The organism is Blastomonas sp. (assembly GCF_030373265.1).
Taxonomy (GTDB): Bacteria; Pseudomonadota; Alphaproteobacteria; order Sphingomonadales; family Sphingomonadaceae; genus Blastomonas.
Window position 1 is genome coordinate 1 of record NZ_JAUCZC010000016.1, and the last position, 19,704, is coordinate 19,704.

At 63.2% G+C, this 19,704-nt stretch carries 20 protein-coding genes; 14 read left to right on the forward strand and 6 right to left on the reverse strand.

Features of this window, described 5'->3' with window-relative positions; all coding sequences use genetic code 11:
- Window positions 1-142: 142 nt before the first annotated feature.
- The 5 genes from QUV11_RS10745 (at window position 143) to proC (ending at window position 3,480) form a co-directional block, all read left to right on the forward strand.
- Window positions 143-877, forward strand: a complete 735-nt coding sequence (locus tag QUV11_RS10745; RefSeq protein ID WP_300882485.1) for a TlyA family RNA methyltransferase — start codon at window positions 143-145, stop codon at window positions 875-877.
- Window positions 878-983: 106 nt separating this feature from the next.
- Window positions 984-1,553, forward strand: a complete 570-nt coding sequence (locus tag QUV11_RS10750; protein WP_300882487.1) for a TspO/MBR family protein — start codon at window positions 984-986, stop codon at window positions 1,551-1,553.
- A 96-nt stretch (window positions 1,554-1,649) separates the two neighbouring features.
- A complete protein-coding gene (locus tag QUV11_RS10755; protein ID WP_300882489.1) occupies window positions 1,650-1,919 on the forward strand; it encodes an accessory factor UbiK family protein in 270 nt (89 codons plus the stop codon).
- 141 nt (window positions 1,920-2,060) lie between these two features.
- The gene (locus tag QUV11_RS10760; protein ID WP_033926353.1) at window positions 2,061-2,564 is read left to right on the forward strand and encodes a YbjN domain-containing protein; all 504 of its coding nucleotides are present in this window, start codon (window positions 2,061-2,063) and stop codon (window positions 2,562-2,564) included.
- A 112-nt stretch (window positions 2,565-2,676) separates the two neighbouring features.
- The gene (gene proC / locus QUV11_RS10765; RefSeq protein ID WP_300882495.1) at window positions 2,677-3,480 is read left to right on the forward strand and encodes a pyrroline-5-carboxylate reductase; all 804 of its coding nucleotides are present in this window, start codon (window positions 2,677-2,679) and stop codon (window positions 3,478-3,480) included.
- On the opposite strand, the gene QUV11_RS10770 is transcribed toward proC, so the two are convergent.
- From QUV11_RS10770 to QUV11_RS10780, 3 genes are read right to left on the reverse strand one after another with little or no spacing between them, the layout of a single operon-like run.
- On the reverse strand, window positions 3,474-3,989 hold the full coding sequence (locus QUV11_RS10770; protein WP_300882497.1) for a GrpB family protein: 516 nt from the start codon (window positions 3,987-3,989) through the stop codon (window positions 3,474-3,476). The genes proC and QUV11_RS10770 overlap by 7 nt on opposite strands.
- Window positions 3,990-4,008: 19 nt before the next feature.
- The gene (locus tag QUV11_RS10775) at window positions 4,009-4,878 is read right to left on the reverse strand and encodes a TIGR00730 family Rossman fold protein (RefSeq protein ID WP_300882499.1); all 870 of its coding nucleotides are present in this window, start codon (window positions 4,876-4,878) and stop codon (window positions 4,009-4,011) included.
- Between the two features lie 25 nt (window positions 4,879-4,903).
- A complete protein-coding gene (locus QUV11_RS10780) occupies window positions 4,904-5,827 on the reverse strand; it encodes an extensin family protein (RefSeq protein WP_300882501.1) in 924 nt (307 codons plus the stop codon).
- A gap of 149 nt (window positions 5,828-5,976) precedes the next feature.
- On the opposite strand from QUV11_RS10780, the gene QUV11_RS10785 reads away from it, so the two are divergent.
- The 4 genes from QUV11_RS10785 (at window position 5,977) to serA (ending at window position 9,935) form a co-directional block, all read left to right on the forward strand.
- Entirely contained in the window at window positions 5,977-6,582 is a 606-nt protein-coding gene (locus QUV11_RS10785; protein ID WP_300882503.1) for a ferric reductase-like transmembrane domain-containing protein, read from the forward strand.
- A 16-nt stretch (window positions 6,583-6,598) separates the two neighbouring features.
- The gene (locus QUV11_RS10790) at window positions 6,599-6,910 is read left to right on the forward strand and encodes a PepSY domain-containing protein (RefSeq protein ID WP_300882505.1); all 312 of its coding nucleotides are present in this window, start codon (window positions 6,599-6,601) and stop codon (window positions 6,908-6,910) included.
- 153 nt (window positions 6,911-7,063) lie between these two features.
- Window positions 7,064-8,221, forward strand: a complete 1,158-nt coding sequence (locus QUV11_RS10795) for a phosphoserine transaminase (protein ID WP_300882507.1) — start codon at window positions 7,064-7,066, stop codon at window positions 8,219-8,221.
- Window positions 8,222-8,345: 124 nt separating this feature from the next.
- A complete protein-coding gene (gene serA, locus QUV11_RS10800; RefSeq protein WP_300882509.1) occupies window positions 8,346-9,935 on the forward strand; it encodes a phosphoglycerate dehydrogenase in 1,590 nt (529 codons plus the stop codon).
- A 72-nt stretch (window positions 9,936-10,007) separates the two neighbouring features.
- Here serA and QUV11_RS10805 read toward each other — a convergent pair whose 3' ends face one another.
- Together QUV11_RS10805 and QUV11_RS10810 are read right to left on the reverse strand one after the other, a co-directional pair.
- A complete protein-coding gene (locus QUV11_RS10805) occupies window positions 10,008-10,469 on the reverse strand; it encodes a PilZ domain-containing protein (protein WP_300882511.1) in 462 nt (153 codons plus the stop codon).
- A gap of 82 nt (window positions 10,470-10,551) precedes the next feature.
- Window positions 10,552-10,983 (reverse strand): MarR family winged helix-turn-helix transcriptional regulator, encoded by a 432-nt coding sequence (locus QUV11_RS10810; RefSeq protein ID WP_300882513.1) that lies wholly within the window; start codon window positions 10,981-10,983, stop codon window positions 10,552-10,554.
- A gap of 325 nt (window positions 10,984-11,308) precedes the next feature.
- On the opposite strand from QUV11_RS10810, the gene QUV11_RS10815 reads away from it, so the two are divergent.
- Window positions 11,309-12,196, forward strand: coding sequence for a CoA ester lyase (locus tag QUV11_RS10815; RefSeq protein WP_300882515.1), 888 nt, complete (start codon window positions 11,309-11,311; stop codon window positions 12,194-12,196).
- A gap of 110 nt (window positions 12,197-12,306) precedes the next feature.
- Window positions 12,307-14,886, forward strand: coding sequence for an ATP-dependent chaperone ClpB (gene clpB, locus QUV11_RS10820; RefSeq protein ID WP_300882517.1), 2,580 nt, complete (start codon window positions 12,307-12,309; stop codon window positions 14,884-14,886).
- A 144-nt stretch (window positions 14,887-15,030) separates the two neighbouring features.
- Here clpB and QUV11_RS10825 read toward each other — a convergent pair whose 3' ends face one another.
- A complete protein-coding gene (locus QUV11_RS10825) occupies window positions 15,031-16,158 on the reverse strand; it encodes a DUF2891 domain-containing protein (protein ID WP_300882519.1) in 1,128 nt (375 codons plus the stop codon).
- 144 nt (window positions 16,159-16,302) lie between these two features.
- Between QUV11_RS10825 and QUV11_RS10830 the strand changes: the two genes are divergently transcribed.
- The 3 genes from QUV11_RS10830 to QUV11_RS10840 are packed head-to-tail and all read left to right on the forward strand — an operon-like array spanning window position 16,303 to window position 19,643.
- A complete protein-coding gene (locus QUV11_RS10830) occupies window positions 16,303-17,730 on the forward strand; it encodes a circularly permuted type 2 ATP-grasp protein (RefSeq protein WP_300882521.1) in 1,428 nt (475 codons plus the stop codon).
- A 31-nt stretch (window positions 17,731-17,761) separates the two neighbouring features.
- On the forward strand, window positions 17,762-18,703 hold the full coding sequence (locus QUV11_RS10835; protein WP_300882523.1) for an alpha-E domain-containing protein: 942 nt from the start codon (window positions 17,762-17,764) through the stop codon (window positions 18,701-18,703).
- A gap of 43 nt (window positions 18,704-18,746) precedes the next feature.
- Window positions 18,747-19,643 (forward strand): transglutaminase family protein, encoded by an 897-nt coding sequence (locus QUV11_RS10840; RefSeq protein ID WP_300882525.1) that lies wholly within the window; start codon window positions 18,747-18,749, stop codon window positions 19,641-19,643.
- The last annotated feature ends 61 nt before the right edge of the window (window positions 19,644-19,704 follow it).

The window sequence follows — 19,704 nt, forward strand, 5'->3', positions numbered from 1 at the left end:
CAGCAAGACTTGTAATTCATTTTTTTTGGCGTCACTATCTGCCGCTCGCAAAAGCGCGGCGCTGCCGTTAAGGCGTAGGCCCATGGCCGACCACCCACCCCGATCTGCTCTCGATAAAAAGGCGCAAGGCAAGACGCCCAAAATGCGTGTTGACCAATTGCTGGTCGAGCGCGGACTGGTGGAAAGCCGCGCGCGGGCGCAGGCGCTGATTCTCGCCGGGCTGGTGTTCGCCGGAGAGCGAAAGGTCGCCAAGGCGGGCGAAACGCTGCCGGCAGATGCGCCGCTGGATGTGCGCGGGCGCGACCATCCCTGGGTGTCACGCGGCGGAATCAAGCTGGCGCATGCGCTCGATCATTTCGGGATCGACGTTACGGACATGACCGCGATCGATGTCGGCTCGTCCACCGGCGGTTTCACCGACGTGCTGCTGACGCGCGGCGCGGGCCATGTCTTCGCGGTGGACAGCGGAACCAACCAGCTGGCGTGGAAGCTGCGGCAGGATCCGCGCGTCACGGTGCACGAACAGACCAGCGCGCGCATCCTGACCGACGCGCATATCACGCAGGCCATAGATATCGTGGTGTGCGATGCCAGCTTCATCGCGCTCGACAAGGTGCTGCCGGTGCCGATGGCGTTTGCAAAGCCCGGCGCTTGGCTGGCCGCGTTGATCAAGCCGCAGTTCGAGGTCGGTCGCGACCAGATCGGCAAGGGCGGGGTGGTCCGTGATCCCGCGCTGCATTCGGCGGTGTGCGATCGGGTCATGCAGTGGCTCGAAAGCATCGACTGGCCCGTTACCGGCCTGACTCAAAGCCCGATTACCGGTCCCAGCGGCAATGTCGAATTTCTGGTCGTCGCGCAAAAGGGGCGCAGCTGCTGACCCGAAGCGGTACGATTTTCCATGCTAAACCCCGCTGGCGCGGCTCGAACGAATCCGATATGCGAGTGCAGTCAAGTGCCCGGAAATGGCTGGAGAATTCGCGTCGATGAATGAAATCGCTTCGCCCATGCAGCTTCGTCTCAGCTTTCTGCGCTGGGCCTTGTTGTTCGTTCCGCTGGTCGTTCTGCTCGGCTTCGGTGTCAGCGATTTTTCCGGATCGGGGGAGGATAACCGCTGGTTCCAGGCGCTTCAGAAGCCCGATGCGCAGCCGCCGGGCTGGGCATTCGGCGCAGCCTGGTCGGTCCTGTATGTCATGATGGGTCTGGCGGTCACCGTTGTGGTCACCGCGCGCGGGGCGCGGCTGCGCGGTGTCGCGGTGCTGCTGTTCTTTATCCAGCTCGCGCTCAATCTGTCCTGGCCGATCGTGTTCTTCGCGATGCACCAGGTCACGCTGGCATTCTATTTGCTGGTCGCAGTGTTCGGCGCTGCGTTCATCACCACCATCGTGTTTGGCCGCGTCAGGTCGCTCGCGGCGTGGCTGATGGTGCCATATCTGGCATGGCTGTGTTTTGCAGCGGTGCTGAACAAGCAGATCGATACGCTGAACCCCAATGCCGAAACTCTGGTGGTCCCGCGCGACGCCCAGCGCATTCAGCTCGCCCCGCCTGCGCCCTGATCACGGCAATAGCGCTTGCGGTTGGTGGCCGTGCAACCCACATGCTATGGCATCACAATTAGCATCAGGCGCCCAGCGCCTGAGATGGAGATACTGATGCAGAACAAATCCGAATTTGGCGGCGACTTCGCAAAGTTCATCAATGGCCTGGCCGGAACCGTGGCCGGGATGAGCCGTGAAGCTGGCGAGAGCGCGCGCGAGCGGACCCGCGAATGGATTGCGGGAATGGATTTCGTCAGCCGCGAGGAGTTCGATGCGGTAAAGGAAATGGCCAGCAAAGCGCGCGAAGAGAGCGAAACGCTCAAGGCGCGGCTGGAGGCTCTGGAAGCCAAGTTGGCTGGCCAGAGCGCAGGCCCTGCGGCCTGAGCCTGGCTTAACCGTTCGTTATCCACAGTTTTTGAACAGACTTCGCCACATCACGCGCTCCGACGGTGTGCGTAGCCATTGCGTGCAACGGCGCATGGCGGCAATTTGAAGCCGCGCCACCGGGCGCGAAAGGAAATTCATTTGAACGAACAGCAGCTTGATCTGGACCGGGAGGAAGCAGCTCCGGTGGACATGCTCGCCGCGCTGTTCGAGGCGCGCGGCTGGCCGTGCGAGATGGTGGGCGAGGACGAGCTGCTGACCGAGGTCAAGGGCAGCTGGACCAGCTATCAGCTGCGCGCGATCTGGCGGCATGAGGACAATGTCTTGCAATTGCTGGCGATGCCCGACATTCGCGTCCCCGACGACAAGTTTGCGGTCATCTGTGAGGCGTTGGCGCTGATCAACGAGCAGCTGTGGCTGGGGCATTTCGATATCTGGTCGAACAGCGGCGTGGTGCTGTATCGCAACGGCATGATGCTGGGCAGCGACGCGATGCTGGGGCTCGACCAGGCGCAGCTCGCGGTCGAGGCCGCGATCGACGAATGCGACCGTTTCTATCCAGTGTTCCAGTTCATCCTGTGGGGCGACAAGACCCCGCAGGAAGCGTTGGCAGCAGCGCTGATCGATACGCAGGGCGAGGCTTGAGGTTTTAGCGGCATAGCCACCTCAGCCGCGTTCCCGAGCGAAGTCGAGGGACGCGATCGTAACCGTTGGCGCGCACGTCCCTCGACTTCGCTCGGGACAAACGGAGGTTTTCGTGTCGGGCATATTCCCCCAATCGCTGCTGGTCATCGGCTCGGGCAACATGGCTGGCGCGATGCTGCGGGGATGGTTTGCGCGCGGACTTGAGCCGGCCACCGTCACCGTCGTCGATCCATCACCGCGGGATCTTCCAGAAGGCGTGCGCCACCTCACCACGATCGATTCGAGCATCGCTGCCCCCGAATGGCTGTTGCTGGGCATCAAGCCGCAGATGCTGGCCGATGTCGCGCCGAAGCTGGCGTCGCTCGATCTGTCAGGAGCCCTGCTGGTGTCGATGCTGGCAGGGGTTGAGATCACGGGGCTCCGCAAGGCGGTGCCGGGTGCGCGTACCATCGCGCGGATCATGCCGAACATGGCGATCGGGATCGGCCAGTCGGTTACCGCGCTGTACGCCGAACCATTGGAGCCTGCCGAGCATCGGCGGCTCGAATCCTTGTTCGCGATGCTGGGCACCGCCGAATGGCTGACCGATGAATCGCAGATGCATCTGGTGACCGCGCTGAGTGGCTCCGGCCCGGCCTATCTGTTCCGTTTCATCGATGCGCTTAGCAAAGGCGCAGTTGCGATGGGCATGCCTGCCGATCAGGCCGCACGTTTTGCGCTCGGCATGGTGCGGGGATCGGCGGACCTCGCGCAGCAGTCGCCCGAAACGCCGGCGCAGCTTGCCGAGCGAGTCGCCAGCCCCGGCGGCACCACCCGCGCCGCGCTCAACGTGTTCGACGCCGATGATGCACTCGACAGGCTGGTGGCCGACGCGATGGCGGCGGCTGCCCGGCGCAGCGTCGAACTGGGTCAGTAGCTTCCCGGCTGCGCGCGATACCAGACCATCGCATCAGCCTGGGTTGCCAGCACGAACGGCGCCTTGCCCTCGATATAATCTACAGATCCCGTCACAAGCTGTTGCTTGAGCGCTGAATATCGCTCGGCGATATCCGGATGCGCGCGCAGGAAATCGCGGAACGCCAGATGCCGTTCTATGTCCGGGGAGTCTGCTGCAAAGCTGTGCAGATGATGAGTGCGGCGGCCTGCGGCGTCATCCTTGCGGAAATAGCGCCGGCCCTCGATGCCGTATTCGCCCATCGCCTCATAGCCCAGCCTGACCAGCGCCGGGGCGGCGGCATCGAGCGCCTCCACTGACGGCGCCACCGCCAGCATGTCGATCACCGGCTTGGCGTGGATGCCGGGAATGGATGTGCTGCCGATATGGTGGAGCGTGATGAGGTGTGGGCCCATGGCGGAACGGATGGCCTTGCGTTCCGCCCGAGAGTCATCGGTCCATAAAGGGTTATGGGCAACTATTTCGACCATGGCTCAACTGCTGGCGGGGTCAATCGCAGGGCAGCTCGTAGAATGTGCTGATCTTTTCCCAGGCCTCGTCGGCGGTTTCAACGAAATGGAACAGACCTAGATTGCTAGGCGAGATCACGCCTTCCTCGGCCAGTGCCTCGAAATTGACCACACGGTTCCAGAATTCGCGGCCGAACAGCATGATCGGAATGGCCTCCATCTTGCCGGTCTGGATCAGCGTGAGCAGTTCGAAGAACTCGTCGAACGTGCCGAACCCGCCGGGGAACACCGCCACCGCGCGGGCGCGCAGCAGAAAGTGCATCTTGCGCAGCGCGAAATAGTGGAACTGGAACGACAAATGCGGGGTCACATAGCGGTTGGGCGCCTGTTCGTGCGGCAGCACGATGTTGAGGCCGACAGAATCCATGCCGACATCGGCAGCGCCGCGGTTGGCGGCTTCCATGATCGACGGGCCGCCGCCCGAGCAGACGACGAACTGGCGCTTGCCGTCCTCTTCCACGCCGCATTCGCTGGCGAGCTGGGCCAGCCGGCGCGCCTCGTCATAATATTTGGCCTTGGCGACCAGCCTTTCGGCCACCGTTTTCTCCTCCGGCGTCCGTGCGGCTTCGACCAGCCCTTCGGTTTTGTCGGGCGAGGGGATGCGCGCCGAGCCGTAGATCACCAATGTCGATCCGATGCCGGCTTCTTCCAGCAGCATCTCGGTCTTGAGCAGTTCGAGCTGAAAGCGCACCGGGCGCAGTTCCTGCCGCAGCAGGAAGTCGGTGTCGCCAAAGGCCAGCCGATAGGCCGGGTCCTGGGTCTGGGGGGTATCGTGGACCGCAGCTTCGGCGGTACGGGCGTCTTCGGCAGCTTGGCGAAAACGCGGCTCGGTCAGGTCTTTTTTGGTCATCGTCCGCAATTAAGGGGCCAAGCGGTTATCGGCAATAGCCTTGGCCGCTCATATCGACATGCAAATGGTCACGATGCGCCGCGTTATAGTCGGGTCCCAGCACTGTGCCGAAACGCTTGCAGGCGCTGGCGTGGATAGTGCGCAGAAAGGCCCGCTCCTGGTTGCTTCCGTTCCATCCCTGCTTGACGGTTATACGGCGCCCATCGGCAAGCACGAACGCGGCGATATCGATCGCGTTGGCGTGGGCGTGCTGCGACAGCTTGACCGAGCCCGCAATGTTGCGGCAGGCATAGCTGCCCATGGTCTCGATCCTGACGAGCGGGCTTCCGAGCGTCTGCTCGGCGGCGCGCGCGATGCCGAACTGAGCCCAGCCGGCAAAGCGCTGCGCGAGTTCGCAGCGCACCGGCCCGATGTTGCTGATCGCCAGCTCGTTGGCGCCGCGTTGTGCATCGGTGAGCGATATCGTCGACAGGCGGACGCTGCCGAGCTGCGAACATCCTGCTCCGAACGTCTGGTCGGGGACGGGGGTAAAGCGCACCTGCGCCTGGGTCAGGGCGGCGATGCACTGGCGGGTTTCGGTGCGCGATGGAGCGGGAAGCGCGGCAGGCGCGCTGGCCGTTGCAGGTCGCGACACCGGCGCACGGGACAGCACCCGCCCCTCGGGCAACACGCTGCAGCCGGAGATCAGCACCGAGAGCGCAGCGACCAGCGCCATGCGCTGCATTTCGGGCGAGCCGGGGCTCGCATGGAAGCGAGGATCAGCCTTGCGGGTTTCGCAGCGATGGCGCCGTACACGACTGGTCGCGGCGAGGTGGGGCTGGGCCAAGGCAGCAAAAGCGACGGCGGGCGACACGGCATCGGCAGGCATGCTGCCAGCGATATCCACAGCCGAACCCGGCAGCGGACTGGCCGCCAGAGGATTGCTGTCAGGAAGAGCGCTACGGGTCATGAGATGCTATTACGACATGAACTTTAACCCTGCCGTGCCGACTATGGTTAACGGGCGGGTAGGGATTGAAACCATGGCATTGCGCCGGGTTGGCGAGAGGTTTAGCCAGAAGCCAGGCTGTGTTCTGCCTGCAATCACAAAGGCCTGCAATGTTGCGCATCCTGAAAAACCCCCGTCTCATCTGGCTTGTCCTGGCGATACCCGGGATTGCCATGGTGGCCGGATTCGTCCGCGATCCGGTGACGGCGTTCGACCTTATCCATCCCAGCGGCGAGTATTCGGTGCGTCTGATGATTGTAGCGATGATGATATCGCCGCTGCGGGCTGTTCTGGGTCGGCGAAGCTGGCTCGATTGGCTGCTGGCGCACCGCCGCGCTCTGGGTGTTGCCGCCTTTGGGTATGGGGCGCTGCATCTGGCGTTCTATCTCTACGACATGGGCGACTGGGGCATGATCGCCGAAGAGGCAGTGATCTTCAGCATCTGGACGGGCTATGCCGCGATGCTGATCTTTGCGGCCATGGCGGCGACGAGCAATGCTGCCTCGCAGCGTATGCTCAAGGCCAATTGGAAACGGCTGCAACGGCTGGTTTATCCCGCTGCGGTTCTGATTGCGCTGCACTGGCTTTATGTCGATGGGGAATGGGAGGCCATGCTAGCCCATTTTGTTCCACTGCTCGTCCTGGAAATCATTCGAGTGGTCCTTATGTTAAAGCGGCGTTCAGCGCGACGTGCCAAACACGCGATGGTCAATTGAAGAAGAGGGTTTCACGATGAAGTTTGGTCAAGCAATGCTGGCTGTGGCCGCGGCGACAGCGATGCAGTTTTCCGCTAGCCCGGCAGCGTTTGCCACGGGTAAGATGAAGTGCGACGCCGGCCCACAGTCAGGCTGGAAGAGCCGCACGGATCTCGAGTCTAAGCTCAAGAAAGACGGCTGGACGGTCAAGAAGTCCAAGGTCGATGGCGGCTGCTACGAAGTGTATGGCGTCACCCCCGAGGGCCAGAACGTCGAGGCCTATTTCCATCCGGTGACCATGGAAAAGCTGCTGGTGTCCCAGCGCGGCAAGGTAATTTTCAAGAAGTAATTGGCGCGCCGTCCGTTGCATTGTTGCACCGGACGGCGACCATTTGTACCCGTCCGCCGATTGGTGATTGCGCAAAACGCAAAACACCCTTAGGGCCGTCGACGGGCCACGCGGTCCCAACGCCGCGCGTGCTCTCTGTAAGGAGAGACTGACATGACTGATACCGTTGGCGCGAGCACTGCCGTGCTCGCCAAAAAACCTGCTACTCTGCCTGCTCGGCCGTATTTTTCTTCCGGCCCCTGCGCCAAGCCTCCGGGCTGGACGCCACAGGCGCTCTCCACCGAATCACTCGGCCGCTCGCATCGGTCCAAGATCGGCAAGGCGCGGCTGCAGTATTGCATCGACCTGATGCGCGAACTGCTCAAGCTCCCCGAAACCCATCGTATCGGTATCGTTCCGGGATCGGACACCGGTGCGTTTGAAATGGCGATGTGGACGATGCTCGGCGCGCGTCCGGTTACCGCAATGGCTTGGGAAAGCTTCGGCGAAGGCTGGGTCACCGATGCGGTAAAACAGCTCAAGCTCGATCCCACCATTGTGCGCGCGGACTACGGCCATGTGCCCGATCTGGCGGCGGTCGACTGGTCCAGCGATGTGCTGTTCACCTGGAACGGCACCACCTCTGGCGCACGCGTCCCCAATGGCGACTGGATCGCCGATGACCGCGAAGGCCTGAGCTTCGCCGATGCCACCAGCGCGGTGTTCGCCTATGACATCCCTTGGGACAAGATCGACGTTGCCACCTTCAGCTGGCAGAAAGTACTCGGCGGCGAAGGCGCGCACGGCGTGCTGATCCTCGGCCCTCGCGCGGTCGAACGGCTCGAGACCTATACGCCTGAATGGCCGCTGCCCAAGGTGTTCCGCCTGGTTTCCAAGGGCAAGCTTGCCGAAGGCGTGTTCAAGGGCGAGACCATCAACACCCCTTCGATGCTTGCAGTCGAAGACGCGATCTTCGCGCTCGAATGGGGCAAGTCGGTCGGCGGTGCAGACGGCATGATCGCGCGCAGCAACGCCAATGCGGCGGCCTTGGACGCGATCGTCCAGTCGCGGCCGTGGCTGGGTCACCTCGCGCCCGATCCGGCGACGCGTTCGACCACCAGCGTCTGCCTGACAGTCGAGGGTGCCGACGAAGCCTTTATCAAGGCGTTTGCCGGACTGCTCGAAAAGGAAGGCGCGGCCTTCGATATTGCGGGCTATCGCGATGCCCCTCCTGGGCTTCGCATCTGGTGCGGCGCCACGGTCGACACCGCCGATATCGAGGCGCTCGGGCCCTGGCTCGACTGGGCCTACGCCGAGCTGACTTCCAAATAATTGAACCGGTTTCCCCGCGAAGGCGGGGACCCATCTTCTGCGCGTGCACCAAGTGCGGCCGTCCGGAGATGGGCCCCTGCCTGCGCAGGGGACCGACACATCGTCCGACACAAGGAATCCCGACATGCCTAAAGTTCTCATTTCCGACAAAATGGACCCCAAAGCCGCGCAGATCTTTCGCGAGCGCGGCTGCGAAGTCGATGTCATCACCGGGCAGACGCCTGAGGAACTCGCCGGGATCATCGGCCAGTATGATGGCCTCGCCATCCGCTCCTCGACCAAGGTGACCAAGGCGATCCTCGATGCGGCGACCAATCTCAAGGTTGTCGGTCGCGCCGGGATCGGCGTCGACAATGTCGATATCCCCGCGGCCTCGGCCAAGGGCGTTGTCGTCATGAACACCCCGTTCGGCAACTCGATCACCACCGCCGAACACGCCATCGCGCTGATGTTTGCGCTCGCCCGCCAGCTGCCCGAGGCGGACGCCTCGACCCAGGCCGGCAAGTGGGAAAAGAACCGCTTCATGGGCGTCGAGCTCACTGCCAAGACGCTGGGTCTGATCGGCGCGGGCAATATCGGCTCGATCGTCGCGGATCGCGCCCTGGGCCTCAAGATGAAGGTCGTTGCATTCGATCCCTTCCTGACGCCTGAGCGCGCGGTGGAGCTGGGGATCGAGAAGGTCACGCTCGACGACCTGCTGGCGCGGGCCGATTTCATCACGCTGCACACTCCGCTCACCGACCAGACGCGCAACATCCTCAGCAAGGATGCGCTGGCCAAGACCAAGAAGGGCGTGCGCATCATCAACTGCGCACGTGGCGGTCTGATCGACGAAGCCGCGCTCAAGGACGCGCTGGATTCGGGCCAGGTCGCCGGCGCCGCGCTCGACGTGTTCGCGACCGAGCCTGCCACCGACAGCCCGCTGTTCGGCACCCCCAACTTCGTTTCGACCCCGCATCTGGGTGCATCGACCAGCGAAGCGCAGGTCAATGTCGCGATTCAGGTTGCCGAGCAGATGGCCGATTATCTGGTCAAGGGCGGCGTCACCAATGCGCTCAACATGCCCAGCCTGTCGGCCGAACAGGCGCCCAAGCTGCGCCCCTATATGGCGCTGGCTACCAATCTGGGCCTGCTCGTGGGGCAGCTGGAGAGCGACCGCGTCAAGAGCATCGCGATCGAAGTGGAGGGCGCTGCCGCCGAACTCGACATGAGGCCGATCACCGCTGCGGTGCTCGCCGGCTTCATGCGCGCGTTCAGCAGCTCGGTGAACATGGTCAACGCACCGTTCCTCGCCAAGGATCGCGGGCTCGACGTGCGCGAAGTGCGCCATGACCGCGAGGGCGATTATCACACGCTCGTGCGCGTCTCCGTCGAAACCGAAGAGGGCGAACGTTCGGTTGCGGGCACGCTGTTCGGCAATGCTACGCCGCGTCTCGTCGAGATCTACGGCATCAAGATCGAGGCCGATCTGGCCGGGCACATGCTGTACATCGTCAACCGCGATGAGCCGGGCTTCATCGGACGGCTGGGTTCGACCCTGGGCGAGGCGAATGTCAACATCGCGACCTTCCACCTGGGCCGCCGTGAGTCGCGTGGCGGAGGTGAGGCCGTTCTGCTGCTGTCGCTCGATGGCGCGCCTGCCGAACCCGTGCTGTGGAAACTGTGCCAGCTCGCTGGCGTGAAAACGGTCAAGAGCCTGCGCTTCGACGGATGATCGCAGGATCGTGCTCCTGCCTCGGGCTTCGGCCGGGGGCAGGGGTGGCCGGCGGTATGCCCGCCGGGCTGCTTACCGGCCGCGGCGGCTCGGGGAGATGCCCGGTCGATAGGTGTTTTGCATCGGTCTGAACCGCGTGAAGACATGGTTTTCGAGCGGCTTATTGACCTGGCTGTCCCAGCTGGACCCGTTGAATGCCAGGTTTTCGATCGCCTTTGTGTCGATGCGCAAATCCGATGTGAGCTGCGCACCGAACTGGCCGTTGCGCACCCAGCGGACCTCGGCCTCAAACCGGCCAAGTCCCGGCCGGTCGATGTCTATGACATCGCCCTGGGTGAGCATGGCGGTGCAGCGGCCGCCCAGGCCGCCTGACGATATATCCCGAATGACGGCGTCGGCGCTGCCGAAGCGTTCGTGAAAAATGGTGACCTTCATCAAACGGTGCACACGCGCTTCGCGCTCGGGCATGGCTCCGGCATCCGCATCTGTCTGCGATACGCCCGTTTCTGGCAGCCCTTTTTTTCCGAACGACATAGCGGTTTCATCCTCGTCGAACCGAGGATTAGCCACCAACCCTTAAATTGCGGTAAAATAGGGCTAAGCAGATCCGACGAGGTCAGGCATTGCCGATTTTGTCGAGGTAACTGTCGAACTGCGTTTCGCCCATGCGGGTAAGCGAGACCCGGGTCCGCCTGCGATCCGATCGATCGGGCACCATTTCGGCATAGCCTTTTTCGCGGAGCTGATGGATCAGGCGCAAAGCGGTACTTTCCGGTGCATCGCACATCAGACAAAGGTCGCTCATCGAAAGTTGCGTGCCGTTGCGCTTGGCCGCAAGCAGCGCCACGAGCATGTCCCAGCTTGGATTGCGCAGCTTCAGCCCTGAAAAGCAAGAAGAACGCAACCGGCTGGCTTGCTGTTCCTGCAGGATGAGGCGCGTCTTGGCGTCGCCCTCAAGTAATCTGGCGTCCGGCTGCGGGCCATCTGTTCGGGTCGGTCGGCTCCACGCGGAGGTCGAGCGCGAAGTATCTCTGGCTAACGATTTCACGTGCTTTCCCCTGTGCAAAGTCGCGCGACCGTGTGCCCTCTGTCTGCCCATTTGACGTGCGTTATTACTTGCCGGGCACCGACGGCTTATTCGATAGTTATGTTTTGCAGTATCTTTAAGGACTTACTACCCCGACTTTTAGGGGGGTGCGAAGTTTTATCGCTGTAAATCAAGCACCGGCCCGCGGCTTTTCCCGACAAGTTGGCAGGCGCGCTGCAACCGGTGTGCCCAGGGCAAGTCTGGAGCCCAGAGATGATTGCACCAGATGCGATCGGCGGTAAAAGGCGGGCGGGGCCAAACCGGCCCGCGACCATGGGATGCCGATATGCCTTTGACTGCCGATCTGCCGATGCGCTCGTGGTTGTTCGCACCGGGCGATAGCGAGAAAAAGATGGCCAAGGCGGCACAATCCGCTGCCGACATCGCGCTGTTCGACCTCGAGGATGCGGTCGCAACCGAGAACAAGCCGCTGGCAAGGCAGTTGGTTCAGGCCATGCTCGCCGACCAGACGGATGGGCGCGATCGGCTTTGGGTTCGGGTCAACCCGCTTGATGGTCCTTATACGCTGGCGGATCTCGCCGCCGTCATGCCCGCGCGGCCAGGCGGAATCATGCTGCCCAAGGCGAATGGACGCCGCGATGTCGAGGTGCTCGACCATTATCTCTCTGCGCTCGAGGTCGCCAACGGCATCGAGCAGGGATCGACGCCGGTGATCGCTCTGGTGACCGAGACCGCGGAATCGATGTTCCACACCGGCGGCTACAAGGGTGCAGCGCGGCTTGTCGCAATGAGCTGGGGGGGCGAGGACCTGGCAGACTCGATCGGAGCGAGTTCGAACCGCAACGCTGACGGGAGCTTCGGGTTTACCTACGAGCTTGCGCGCAGCCTGTGCCTGCTGGGCGCGGCCAGCGCAGGTGTGGCCGCGATCGAAACCATCCAGGCTGATTTCCGGGATCTGGACGGGTTGAAGGCGCGTGCGGAGAAGGTGCGCCGTGACGGGTTTCGCGGCATGTTGGCGATCCATCCCGCACAGGTCGATGTGATCAATGCCGCGTTCACGCCGAGCGCAGAGGAACTGGCGCACGCACAGATGATCGTCGACCTGTTCGCCGCCAACCCCGGCGTCGGTACGATCGGCTATCAGGGCGGCATGCTCGATCGTCCCCATCTGTCGCGCGCGCAGCAGCTGTTGCGGCAGCAGGGGCAGGTTTGAGGAAAGTAACATACAGCAAGTTGAACTGCGGGGTGTGAGCACCCCTTGCGTTGCAAAGATGCAACACTATGTGAGTTCTGCAAGGGCACAGATAGGGCGGAGACACTCCCATGAACCTCGAAAAATTCACTGATCGCGCCAAGGGTTTCCTGCAGTCGGCGCAGACCGTGGCGATCCGCATGAACCATCAGCGGATCAGCCCCGAACACATCCTCAAAGCATTGCTCGAAGACACCGAAGGGATGGCCGCCGGGCTGATCCAGCGCGCCGGCGGCAACGCGCCCGTCGCGGTGCAGGAAGTTGATGCGTTGCTCGCCAAGGTGCCCGCCGTGTCAGGCGGCGGCGCGCAAGCGACGCCGGGGCTGGACAACGACGCGGTGCGGCTGCTCGATAGTGCCGAACAGGTCGCAACCAAATCGGGCGACAGCTATGTCACCGTCGAGCGGATGCTGCTCGCGATCGCGCTCGCCAAGGGGACCAAGGCGGGTGATGCGCTGGCCAAGGCGGGTGTCACCCCCGAAGCGCTCAACACTGCGATCGAAACCTTGCGCGGCGGACGCTCGGCGGATTCGGCGAGCGCCGAGGAAAGCTACGAGGCGATGAAAAAATACGCCCGCGACCTCACCGAGGCCGCGCGCGAGGGCAAGCTCGATCCGGTGATCGGCCGCGACGAGGAGATCCGCCGTACCGTGCAGATCCTCGCCCGGCGGACCAAGAACAATCCCGTTCTGATCGGTGAACCCGGCGTCGGCAAAACCGCGATCGCGGAAGGGCTGGCGCTGCGCATCGCCAATGGCGACGTGCCCGATTCCCTGAAGGACCGCCGCCTGATGTCGCTCGACATGGGCTCGCTGATCGCGGGCGCCAAGTATCGCGGCGAGTTCGAGGAGCGGCTCAAAGCGGTGCTCGACGAGGTCAAGGGCGCCGATGGCGAGATCATCCTGTTCATCGACGAGATGCACACTTTGGTGGGTGCGGGCAAAGGCGAGGGCGCGATGGACGCTTCGAACCTGCTCAAGCCCGCATTGGCGCGCGGCGAACTGCATTGCATCGGCGCGACTACGCTCGACGAGTACCAGAAGCATGTCGAGAAGGACCCCGCTCTGCAACGGCGGTTCCAGCCGGTGTTCGTCGGCGAGCCCAATGTCGAGGACACGATCTCGATCCTGCGCGGGCTGAAGGAAAAGTACGAGCTGCACCACGGCGTCCGGATCACCGACAACGCGCTGGTCGCGGCGGCGACTTTGTCCAACCGCTATATCTCGGACCGCTTCCTGCCCGACAAGGCGATCGACCTGATGGACGAGGCCGCGAGCCGGATCCGCATGGAGGTCGAGAGCAAGCCGGAAGAAATCGAGGCGCTCGACCGCAAGATCATCCAGCTCAAGATCGAGGCGTCCGCGCTCAGCAAGGAAAGCGATGCCGCGTCGAAGGACCGGCTGGTGACGCTGCAGAAGGATCTGGCCGAGCTCGAACAGCAGTCGACTGAGCTGACCACACGTTGGCAGGGCGAGAAGGACAAGATCAACGCCGAGGCGAAGCTCAAGGAAGAACTCGATGCGCTGCGCCTCGAGCTCGACCAAGCGCAGCGCAATGGCGATCTCGCGCGCGCAGGCGAACTGTCCTACGGGCGCATTCCCGAACTCGAGCGCAAGATCGAGGAAGCGGCGACCTTTACCGAAGGTGCAATGCTGCGCGAGGAAGTGACCGAGGACGATATCGCTGCTGTGGTCAGCAAATGGACCGGCATCCCGATGGAGCGGATGTTGGCAGGCGAGCGCGAAAAGCTGCTGGCGATGGAAGAGCATATCGGCAAGCGGGTGATCGGCCAGGCGGCTGCGGTCGAGGCTGTCGCCAAGGCGGTGCGGCGCTCGCGCGCGGGTCTGCAGGACCCCAACCGGCCGCTGGGCAGCTTCCTGTTCCTCGGCCCCACGGGCGTCGGCAAGACAGAACTGACGCGCGCGCTCGCGGGCTTCCTGTTCGACGACGACAACGCGATGGTGCGCATCGACATGAGCGAGTTCATGGAGAAGCACGCGGTCTCGCGGTTGATCGGCGCGCCTCCGGGCTATGTCGGCTATGAGGAAGGCGGCGTACTGACCGAGGCGGTGCGGCGGCGGCCCTATCAGGTCGTGCTGTTCGACGAGGTCGAAAAGGCGCATCCTGATGTGTTCAACGTGCTGCTGCAAGTGCTCGACGATGGCCGCCTGACCGACGGGCAGGGCCGCACGGTCGATTTCTCGAACACGCTGATCATCCTGACCTCGAACCTCGGCAGCCAGTATCTCGCCGGGATGACCGAGGACCAGAAGGTCAAGGATGTCGAACCGCAGGTGATGGAGATCGTGCGCGGTCACTTCCGCCCCGAATTCCTTAACCGGCTCGACGAGATCATCCTGTTCCACCGTCTGGGCGAGGAGCATATGGCGCCGATCGTCGACATCCAGGTGGCGCGCGTCGCCAGGCTGCTCAAGGACCGCAAGATCACGATCGACCTTTCGGAAAGCGCGACGAAGTGGCTGGGCCGGGTCGGGTATGACCCTGTCTACGGCGCGCGGCCATTGAAGCGTGCGATCCAGCGCTATCTGCAGGATGCGCTGGCGGACAAATTGCTGCGGGGTGAGATCCCCGACGGCTCGACGGTCAAGGTCGAGGATGGCGACGGCGAGCTGGTGCTGACGGTGGGGTGAACTGCCTCTCCCCTCCCGCAAGCGGGAGGGGAGAGGCTCAGCTTGCTGAGCCGGGGTGGGCAGGGGGCACAATGGTCTGATCAGGCCCACCCCGCCCTGCGGGCACCCCTCCCGCTTGCGGGAGGGGAGAGGGTGTGCGCTGACTTACCGCGCCGCAATCCCCCGCTTGGTCGTCAGATAGGTCGCGAAACTGCCCAGCCAGTGGCTGCCTTCGTAATTGTCGGCGCTGACCGCTGCCAGCCCGCTGGTGGCGTGCGCCTTCGACGCCGCCAGCAGCGCGGGGATGCGTGCATCGCCCTCGGGCAGCGCGCTGGCGATGCCCTCCATCGCCCAAGCGCGCGACAGGTTGACCCCATCGAGGTGGACCAACTTGCCATCGGTGGGATCGCGGACCTCGCCGGGCGTCAGCCAGTCCGCCGAACCATCCGCGGGGATCTGCGGCAGGAACTTCGCCAGCCACGCGGCATAGTCCGCCTGCGGCATCACCCGGCGCATCAGATCTGCCTCCATCAGGCAGGGCGAAAGGAAATCCTCGCCCGAAGGTTCATAGGCGAGCGGGCAATTGACGTCCGCGCGATGGAACTCCAGCGACTTGTCAACCAGCGCCTGTTCGAACGCGCTATTGCCCGCCTGCCGCGCATAATCGATCATCAGACCAAACGCGAAGGCGCTCTGGTTGTGCGTGCCCAGCCGGATCGGATAGGCCAGCTTGGGCAGCCATTCCTGCGTCTCGGTGACAATCCGTTCCTCGAGCGGGCGCAACGTTTCGCGCCAGGCTTTCAGTTTCGGATCATCGCTTTCGTCAAGCTCGGCGACCAGCTGCAGCAGCCAGGCGGTGCCATAGGGCCGCTCGAACCCCTTGCGGCCCTCACCATCGAGATAGGCGAGTTCGAGCGCGATGTTGTCCTGAGTGAAGCTGCGGTCAAGCGCCGCGAGGATCGCGGGCTTCATCGGCGAGGCAGGGTCGGTCTTGAGGATGCGGACCAACAACCAATGGCCGTGGACCGAGCTGTGCCAATCGAAACAGCCGTAGAACGCGGGGGTCAGCCGGCTGGGCGTGCGCGCATCGGCGGCGTCGTTGAGCACGTGCGAAATCTTGTTGGGGTACTCTTTGTGCACGCAGCTCAGCGCCAGCCGGGCGAAGCGATCATTTACCGCGTCTGGCCGTGCTTCGGGAATGGCAGCGACGGGTTCATCGACCGTGGTGTCGGCCGGTCCGCAGGCCGACAGCGTCAGCAGGCCTGCAAACGCAAGGCCAGTCAGCTTGTTCAAAATGTGTTCCTTTGGTGTGTTTGGCGGCGAATACACACCAGAAGCCACGCCAAGGCAAGAAGTGCGATCAACGCAGCGCGAGGGTTGCGCGCGATGCATTTCCGGTCTTGCGGCAGTGCACAATAGCTGTCACATCTTCTGGCAATGACAGGGGACACACCGCACTTTGACGAGATGCTTCGGGCCGATGGTTCGGTGCGTGAACCTTATGACGAATTCTGCGCCTGGTACACCAGCCAGGACGCGAGCAGGTTGCGCACCAAGGCGCGCGATGCGGAGAACTTCTTCCGCCGTACCGGCATCACCTTCGCGGTCTATGGCGAGGAAGAAGCCAGCGAGCGCCTGATTCCCTTCGATATCGTGCCGCGCATCATTTCGGGCCGCGAATGGGCACGGCTCAGCCGCGGGATCGAGCAGCGCGTCCGCGCGATCAACGCGTTTCTCTACGACATCTATCACCGGCAGGAGATTCTGCGCGCAGGGCGTATTCCGATCGACCTGATCGCCAAGAACGATGCCTATCTGCCGCAGATGATCGGCATGGATCCGCCCGGCGGCATCTACACCCACATCATCGGCGTCGACATCGTGCGCACCGGCCCGAACCAGTTCTATGTGCTCGAAGACAATGCCCGCACGCCGTCGGGCGTGTCGTACATGCTCGAAAACCGCGAGACGATGCTGCACATGTTCCCGGAATTGTTCCGCAAGAACAAGGTGCGCGAGGTTTCCGATTATCCGCGCAAGCTGCGTCGCTCGCTCGCTGCCAGCGCGCCGCGTGCGTGCAATGGCCAGCCCGAGATCGCGGTGCTGACGCCGGGCATCCACAACAGCGCCTATTTCGAGCACAGCTTCCTCGCCGACCAGATGGGCGCGGAACTGGTCGAGGGGCATGATCTGCGCGTCATCGACGGACGCGTCGCGATGCGCACCACGCGCGGCTATCGCGCCATCGACGTGCTCTATCGCCGGGTCGACGACGATTATCTCGATCCGCTGACCTTCCGTCCGGAATCGGCGTTGGGCGTGCCAGGGATCATGGACGTCTATCGCGCCGGCGGCATCACCATCGCCAACGCACCGGGCACCGGCATCTCGGACGACAAGGCATTGTACAGCTACATGCCCGAGATCATCGAGTTCTATACCGGCGAAAAGGCGATCCTCGAAAACGTGCCGACCTGGCGCTGCTCGGAAGCCGATTCGCTGGCCTATGTGCTCGAGCATCTGAGCGAACTGGTGGTCAAGGAAGTGCACGGATCTGGCGGCTACGGCATGCTCGTCGGCCCCGCTGCCAACCGCCGCGAACTCGCTGCCTTCCGCGACAAATTGAAGGCACGGCCGGGCAACTATATCGCGCAGCCGACGCTGGCGCTGTCCACGGTGCCGATCATGACCCGCCAGGGTCTTGCGCCTCGGCATGTCGATCTTCGGCCGTTCGTGCTGGTATCTCCCAAGGGCATCGATATCACGCCTGGCGGGCTGACCCGAGTGGCGCTGAAAAAGGGGTCGCTCGTCGTCAATTCCAGCCAGGGTGGCGGCACCAAGGACAGTTGGGTGCTCGACGAATGATGTACGCTGTTGACGCTGAAGGAGCCCGCTGATGCTGGGCAAGACCGCAGGCGGCCTGTTCTGGATGCAGCGCTATCTCGAGCGCAGCGAGAACATTGCGCGGCTGGTCGATGCGGGCTTCCGCATCGCGTTGACCCGGTCGGAAGCGGCCGAGGACGAATGGGGATCAGTGCTGACCACCGCGGGCGTGCGCCGGGCCTATGCCCAGCGTTACGAAAAGGTCGAAGGCTCCAGCGTCATCAACTTCCTGCTGCGCGACAAGACGAACCCCAACAGCGTGCTTTCGGTCATAGAAAGCGCGCGCAACAATGCACGTCTGGTGCGCACCGCGCTGACCCGCGAGGTGTGGGAGGCCACCAACGAATGCTGGATGACGCTCAAGGAAGCGCTGCGCACCCAGATATCCGATAACGACCTGCCCGATGTGCTCAGTCTCATCCGCCAGCAAAGCGCGCTGGTGCGCGGCGCCCAGAGCGGCACGATGATGCGCAACGACATCTATTTCTTCGCGCAGCTCGGCGCCTTTGTCGAACGCTCGGACAGCACCGCGCGCATTCTCGACGTCAAATATTACGTGCTGCTGCCCTCCTTGTCCTATGTCGGGTCCAGCCTCGACAACGTGCAATGGGAAACGATCCTGCGGTCGGTTTCGGCCTATCGCGCGTTTCGCTGGCTCAACCCGGGCGAAACCAACCCGCGCAATATCGCCCAGTTCATGATACTCGATCAGGTGATGCCGCGTTCGCTGGCTTTTTGCGCAGGCCGCATGGCGGGCGCGCTCGAGGCGATCGCGCGCGAATATGGCGGCAGCGGCAGCAGTCTGGAACTCGCCTCGGCCTTGCGGCGGGATCTGGAGACGGCCAATATCGACATGATCGTCGACAATGGCCTGCACCAGTTCATTCAGGATTTCATCAAGCGCAACAACGCCATTTCCGCGCAGATCGAGCAGGAATTCCGCTTCTATCTGTAAGGGCCCGCGCCGGGTCGGATATTAATAGAGTTACGGGTCACTCATGCGTCTGCATATCGTTCACCGCACATCCTATCATTATGACACGCCGATGCCCTATGCACTGCAGCGGCTGCGGATGATCCCCAAGGACTCCGCCGGACAGCGCGTGGTCAGCTGGAAGACCGAGGTCGATGGCGGGTCGAAGCAAGTCGAATACGTCGATCATCACAACAATCATGTCGAACTGTTCAGCTTCGATCCCGATCAGCACGAGGTCGTGATCCATTGCGAGGGCGAAGTCGAGACCAGCGATCACGCCGGAATGGTCGGCCAGCATGGCGGTTCTGCACCGCTTTGGTATTTCTGTCGCGAGACGCCGTTCACCCGGCCCGGCCCCGGCATCCGCAAGCTGCTGCGTCAATTCGATGATCCCGGCACGGCCGATGGTGACGCCGTGCGCCTGCACAGGCTGTCAGAACTGGTGCGCGGCGCGGTGGGCTATGAGGTCGGCCAGACCGGGGCCACCACGACGGCGGAAGAGGCGTTGAGCGCCGGCCATGGCGTCTGTCAGGACCATGCGCATCTGTTCATCACGCTCGCGCGCTTGTTGGGCTATCCCGCTCGCTATGTCAGCGGCTATCTGCTGATGAACGACCGGGTCGATCAGGATGCCGGGCACGGCTGGGCAGAGGTGCATGTCGCCGGGCTGGGCTGGGTCGGCTTCGACATTTCCAACGGCTATTCCCCCGATGAGCGGTACGTCCGCGTCGCCACTGGGCTCGATTACCGCGAGGCGGCGCCGATCGGCGGCATCACCTTCGGCAAGAGCAACGAGGCGATGAGCGTCACGCTGCAGGTCCAGCAACTGCAGGTCCAGTCCCAGTCCCAATCGCAGGGCCAGTCCCAATCTCAGGGCCAGTCACAATCCCAGGGGCAATCGCAGACCCAGCAGCAGTAGCGGTTTTCCACATGCAAAAAGCGGCAAGTGGCATTCAAGCTTGACCCTGTGAAGTGCATGA

Excerpts from the sequence above, each read along its gene's own strand:
- serA (WP_300882509.1), top strand. The coding sequence starts at position 8,346 with ATGCCTAAAGTTCTCATTTCCGACAAAATGGACCCCAAAGCCGCGCAG.
- QUV11_RS10755 (WP_300882489.1), top strand. The coding sequence starts at position 1,650 with ATGCAGAACAAATCCGAATTTGGCGGCGACTTCGCAAAGTTCATCAAT.
- QUV11_RS10830 (WP_300882521.1), top strand. The coding sequence starts at position 16,303 with ATGACAGGGGACACACCGCACTTTGACGAGATGCTTCGGGCCGATGGT.
- QUV11_RS10795 (WP_300882507.1), top strand. The coding sequence starts at position 7,064 with ATGACTGATACCGTTGGCGCGAGCACTGCCGTGCTCGCCAAAAAACCT.
- clpB (WP_300882517.1), top strand. The coding sequence starts at position 12,307 with ATGAACCTCGAAAAATTCACTGATCGCGCCAAGGGTTTCCTGCAGTCG.
- QUV11_RS10750 (WP_300882487.1), top strand. The coding sequence starts at position 984 with ATGAATGAAATCGCTTCGCCCATGCAGCTTCGTCTCAGCTTTCTGCGC.
- QUV11_RS10835 (WP_300882523.1), top strand. The coding sequence starts at position 17,762 with ATGCTGGGCAAGACCGCAGGCGGCCTGTTCTGGATGCAGCGCTATCTC.
- QUV11_RS10745 (WP_300882485.1), top strand. The coding sequence starts at position 143 with ATGCGTGTTGACCAATTGCTGGTCGAGCGCGGACTGGTGGAAAGCCGC.
- QUV11_RS10805 (WP_300882511.1), bottom strand. The coding sequence starts at position 10,469 with ATGTCGTTCGGAAAAAAAGGGCTGCCAGAAACGGGCGTATCGCAGACA.
- QUV11_RS10770 (WP_300882497.1), bottom strand. The coding sequence starts at position 3,989 with ATGGTCGAAATAGTTGCCCATAACCCTTTATGGACCGATGACTCTCGG.
- QUV11_RS10775 (WP_300882499.1), bottom strand. The coding sequence starts at position 4,878 with ATGACCAAAAAAGACCTGACCGAGCCGCGTTTTCGCCAAGCTGCCGAA.
- QUV11_RS10780 (WP_300882501.1), bottom strand. The coding sequence starts at position 5,827 with ATGACCCGTAGCGCTCTTCCTGACAGCAATCCTCTGGCGGCCAGTCCG.
- QUV11_RS10785 (WP_300882503.1), top strand. The coding sequence starts at position 5,977 with ATGTTGCGCATCCTGAAAAACCCCCGTCTCATCTGGCTTGTCCTGGCG.
- QUV11_RS10815 (WP_300882515.1), top strand. The coding sequence starts at position 11,309 with ATGCCTTTGACTGCCGATCTGCCGATGCGCTCGTGGTTGTTCGCACCG.
- QUV11_RS10840 (WP_300882525.1), top strand. The coding sequence starts at position 18,747 with ATGCGTCTGCATATCGTTCACCGCACATCCTATCATTATGACACGCCG.
- QUV11_RS10790 (WP_300882505.1), top strand. The coding sequence starts at position 6,599 with ATGAAGTTTGGTCAAGCAATGCTGGCTGTGGCCGCGGCGACAGCGATG.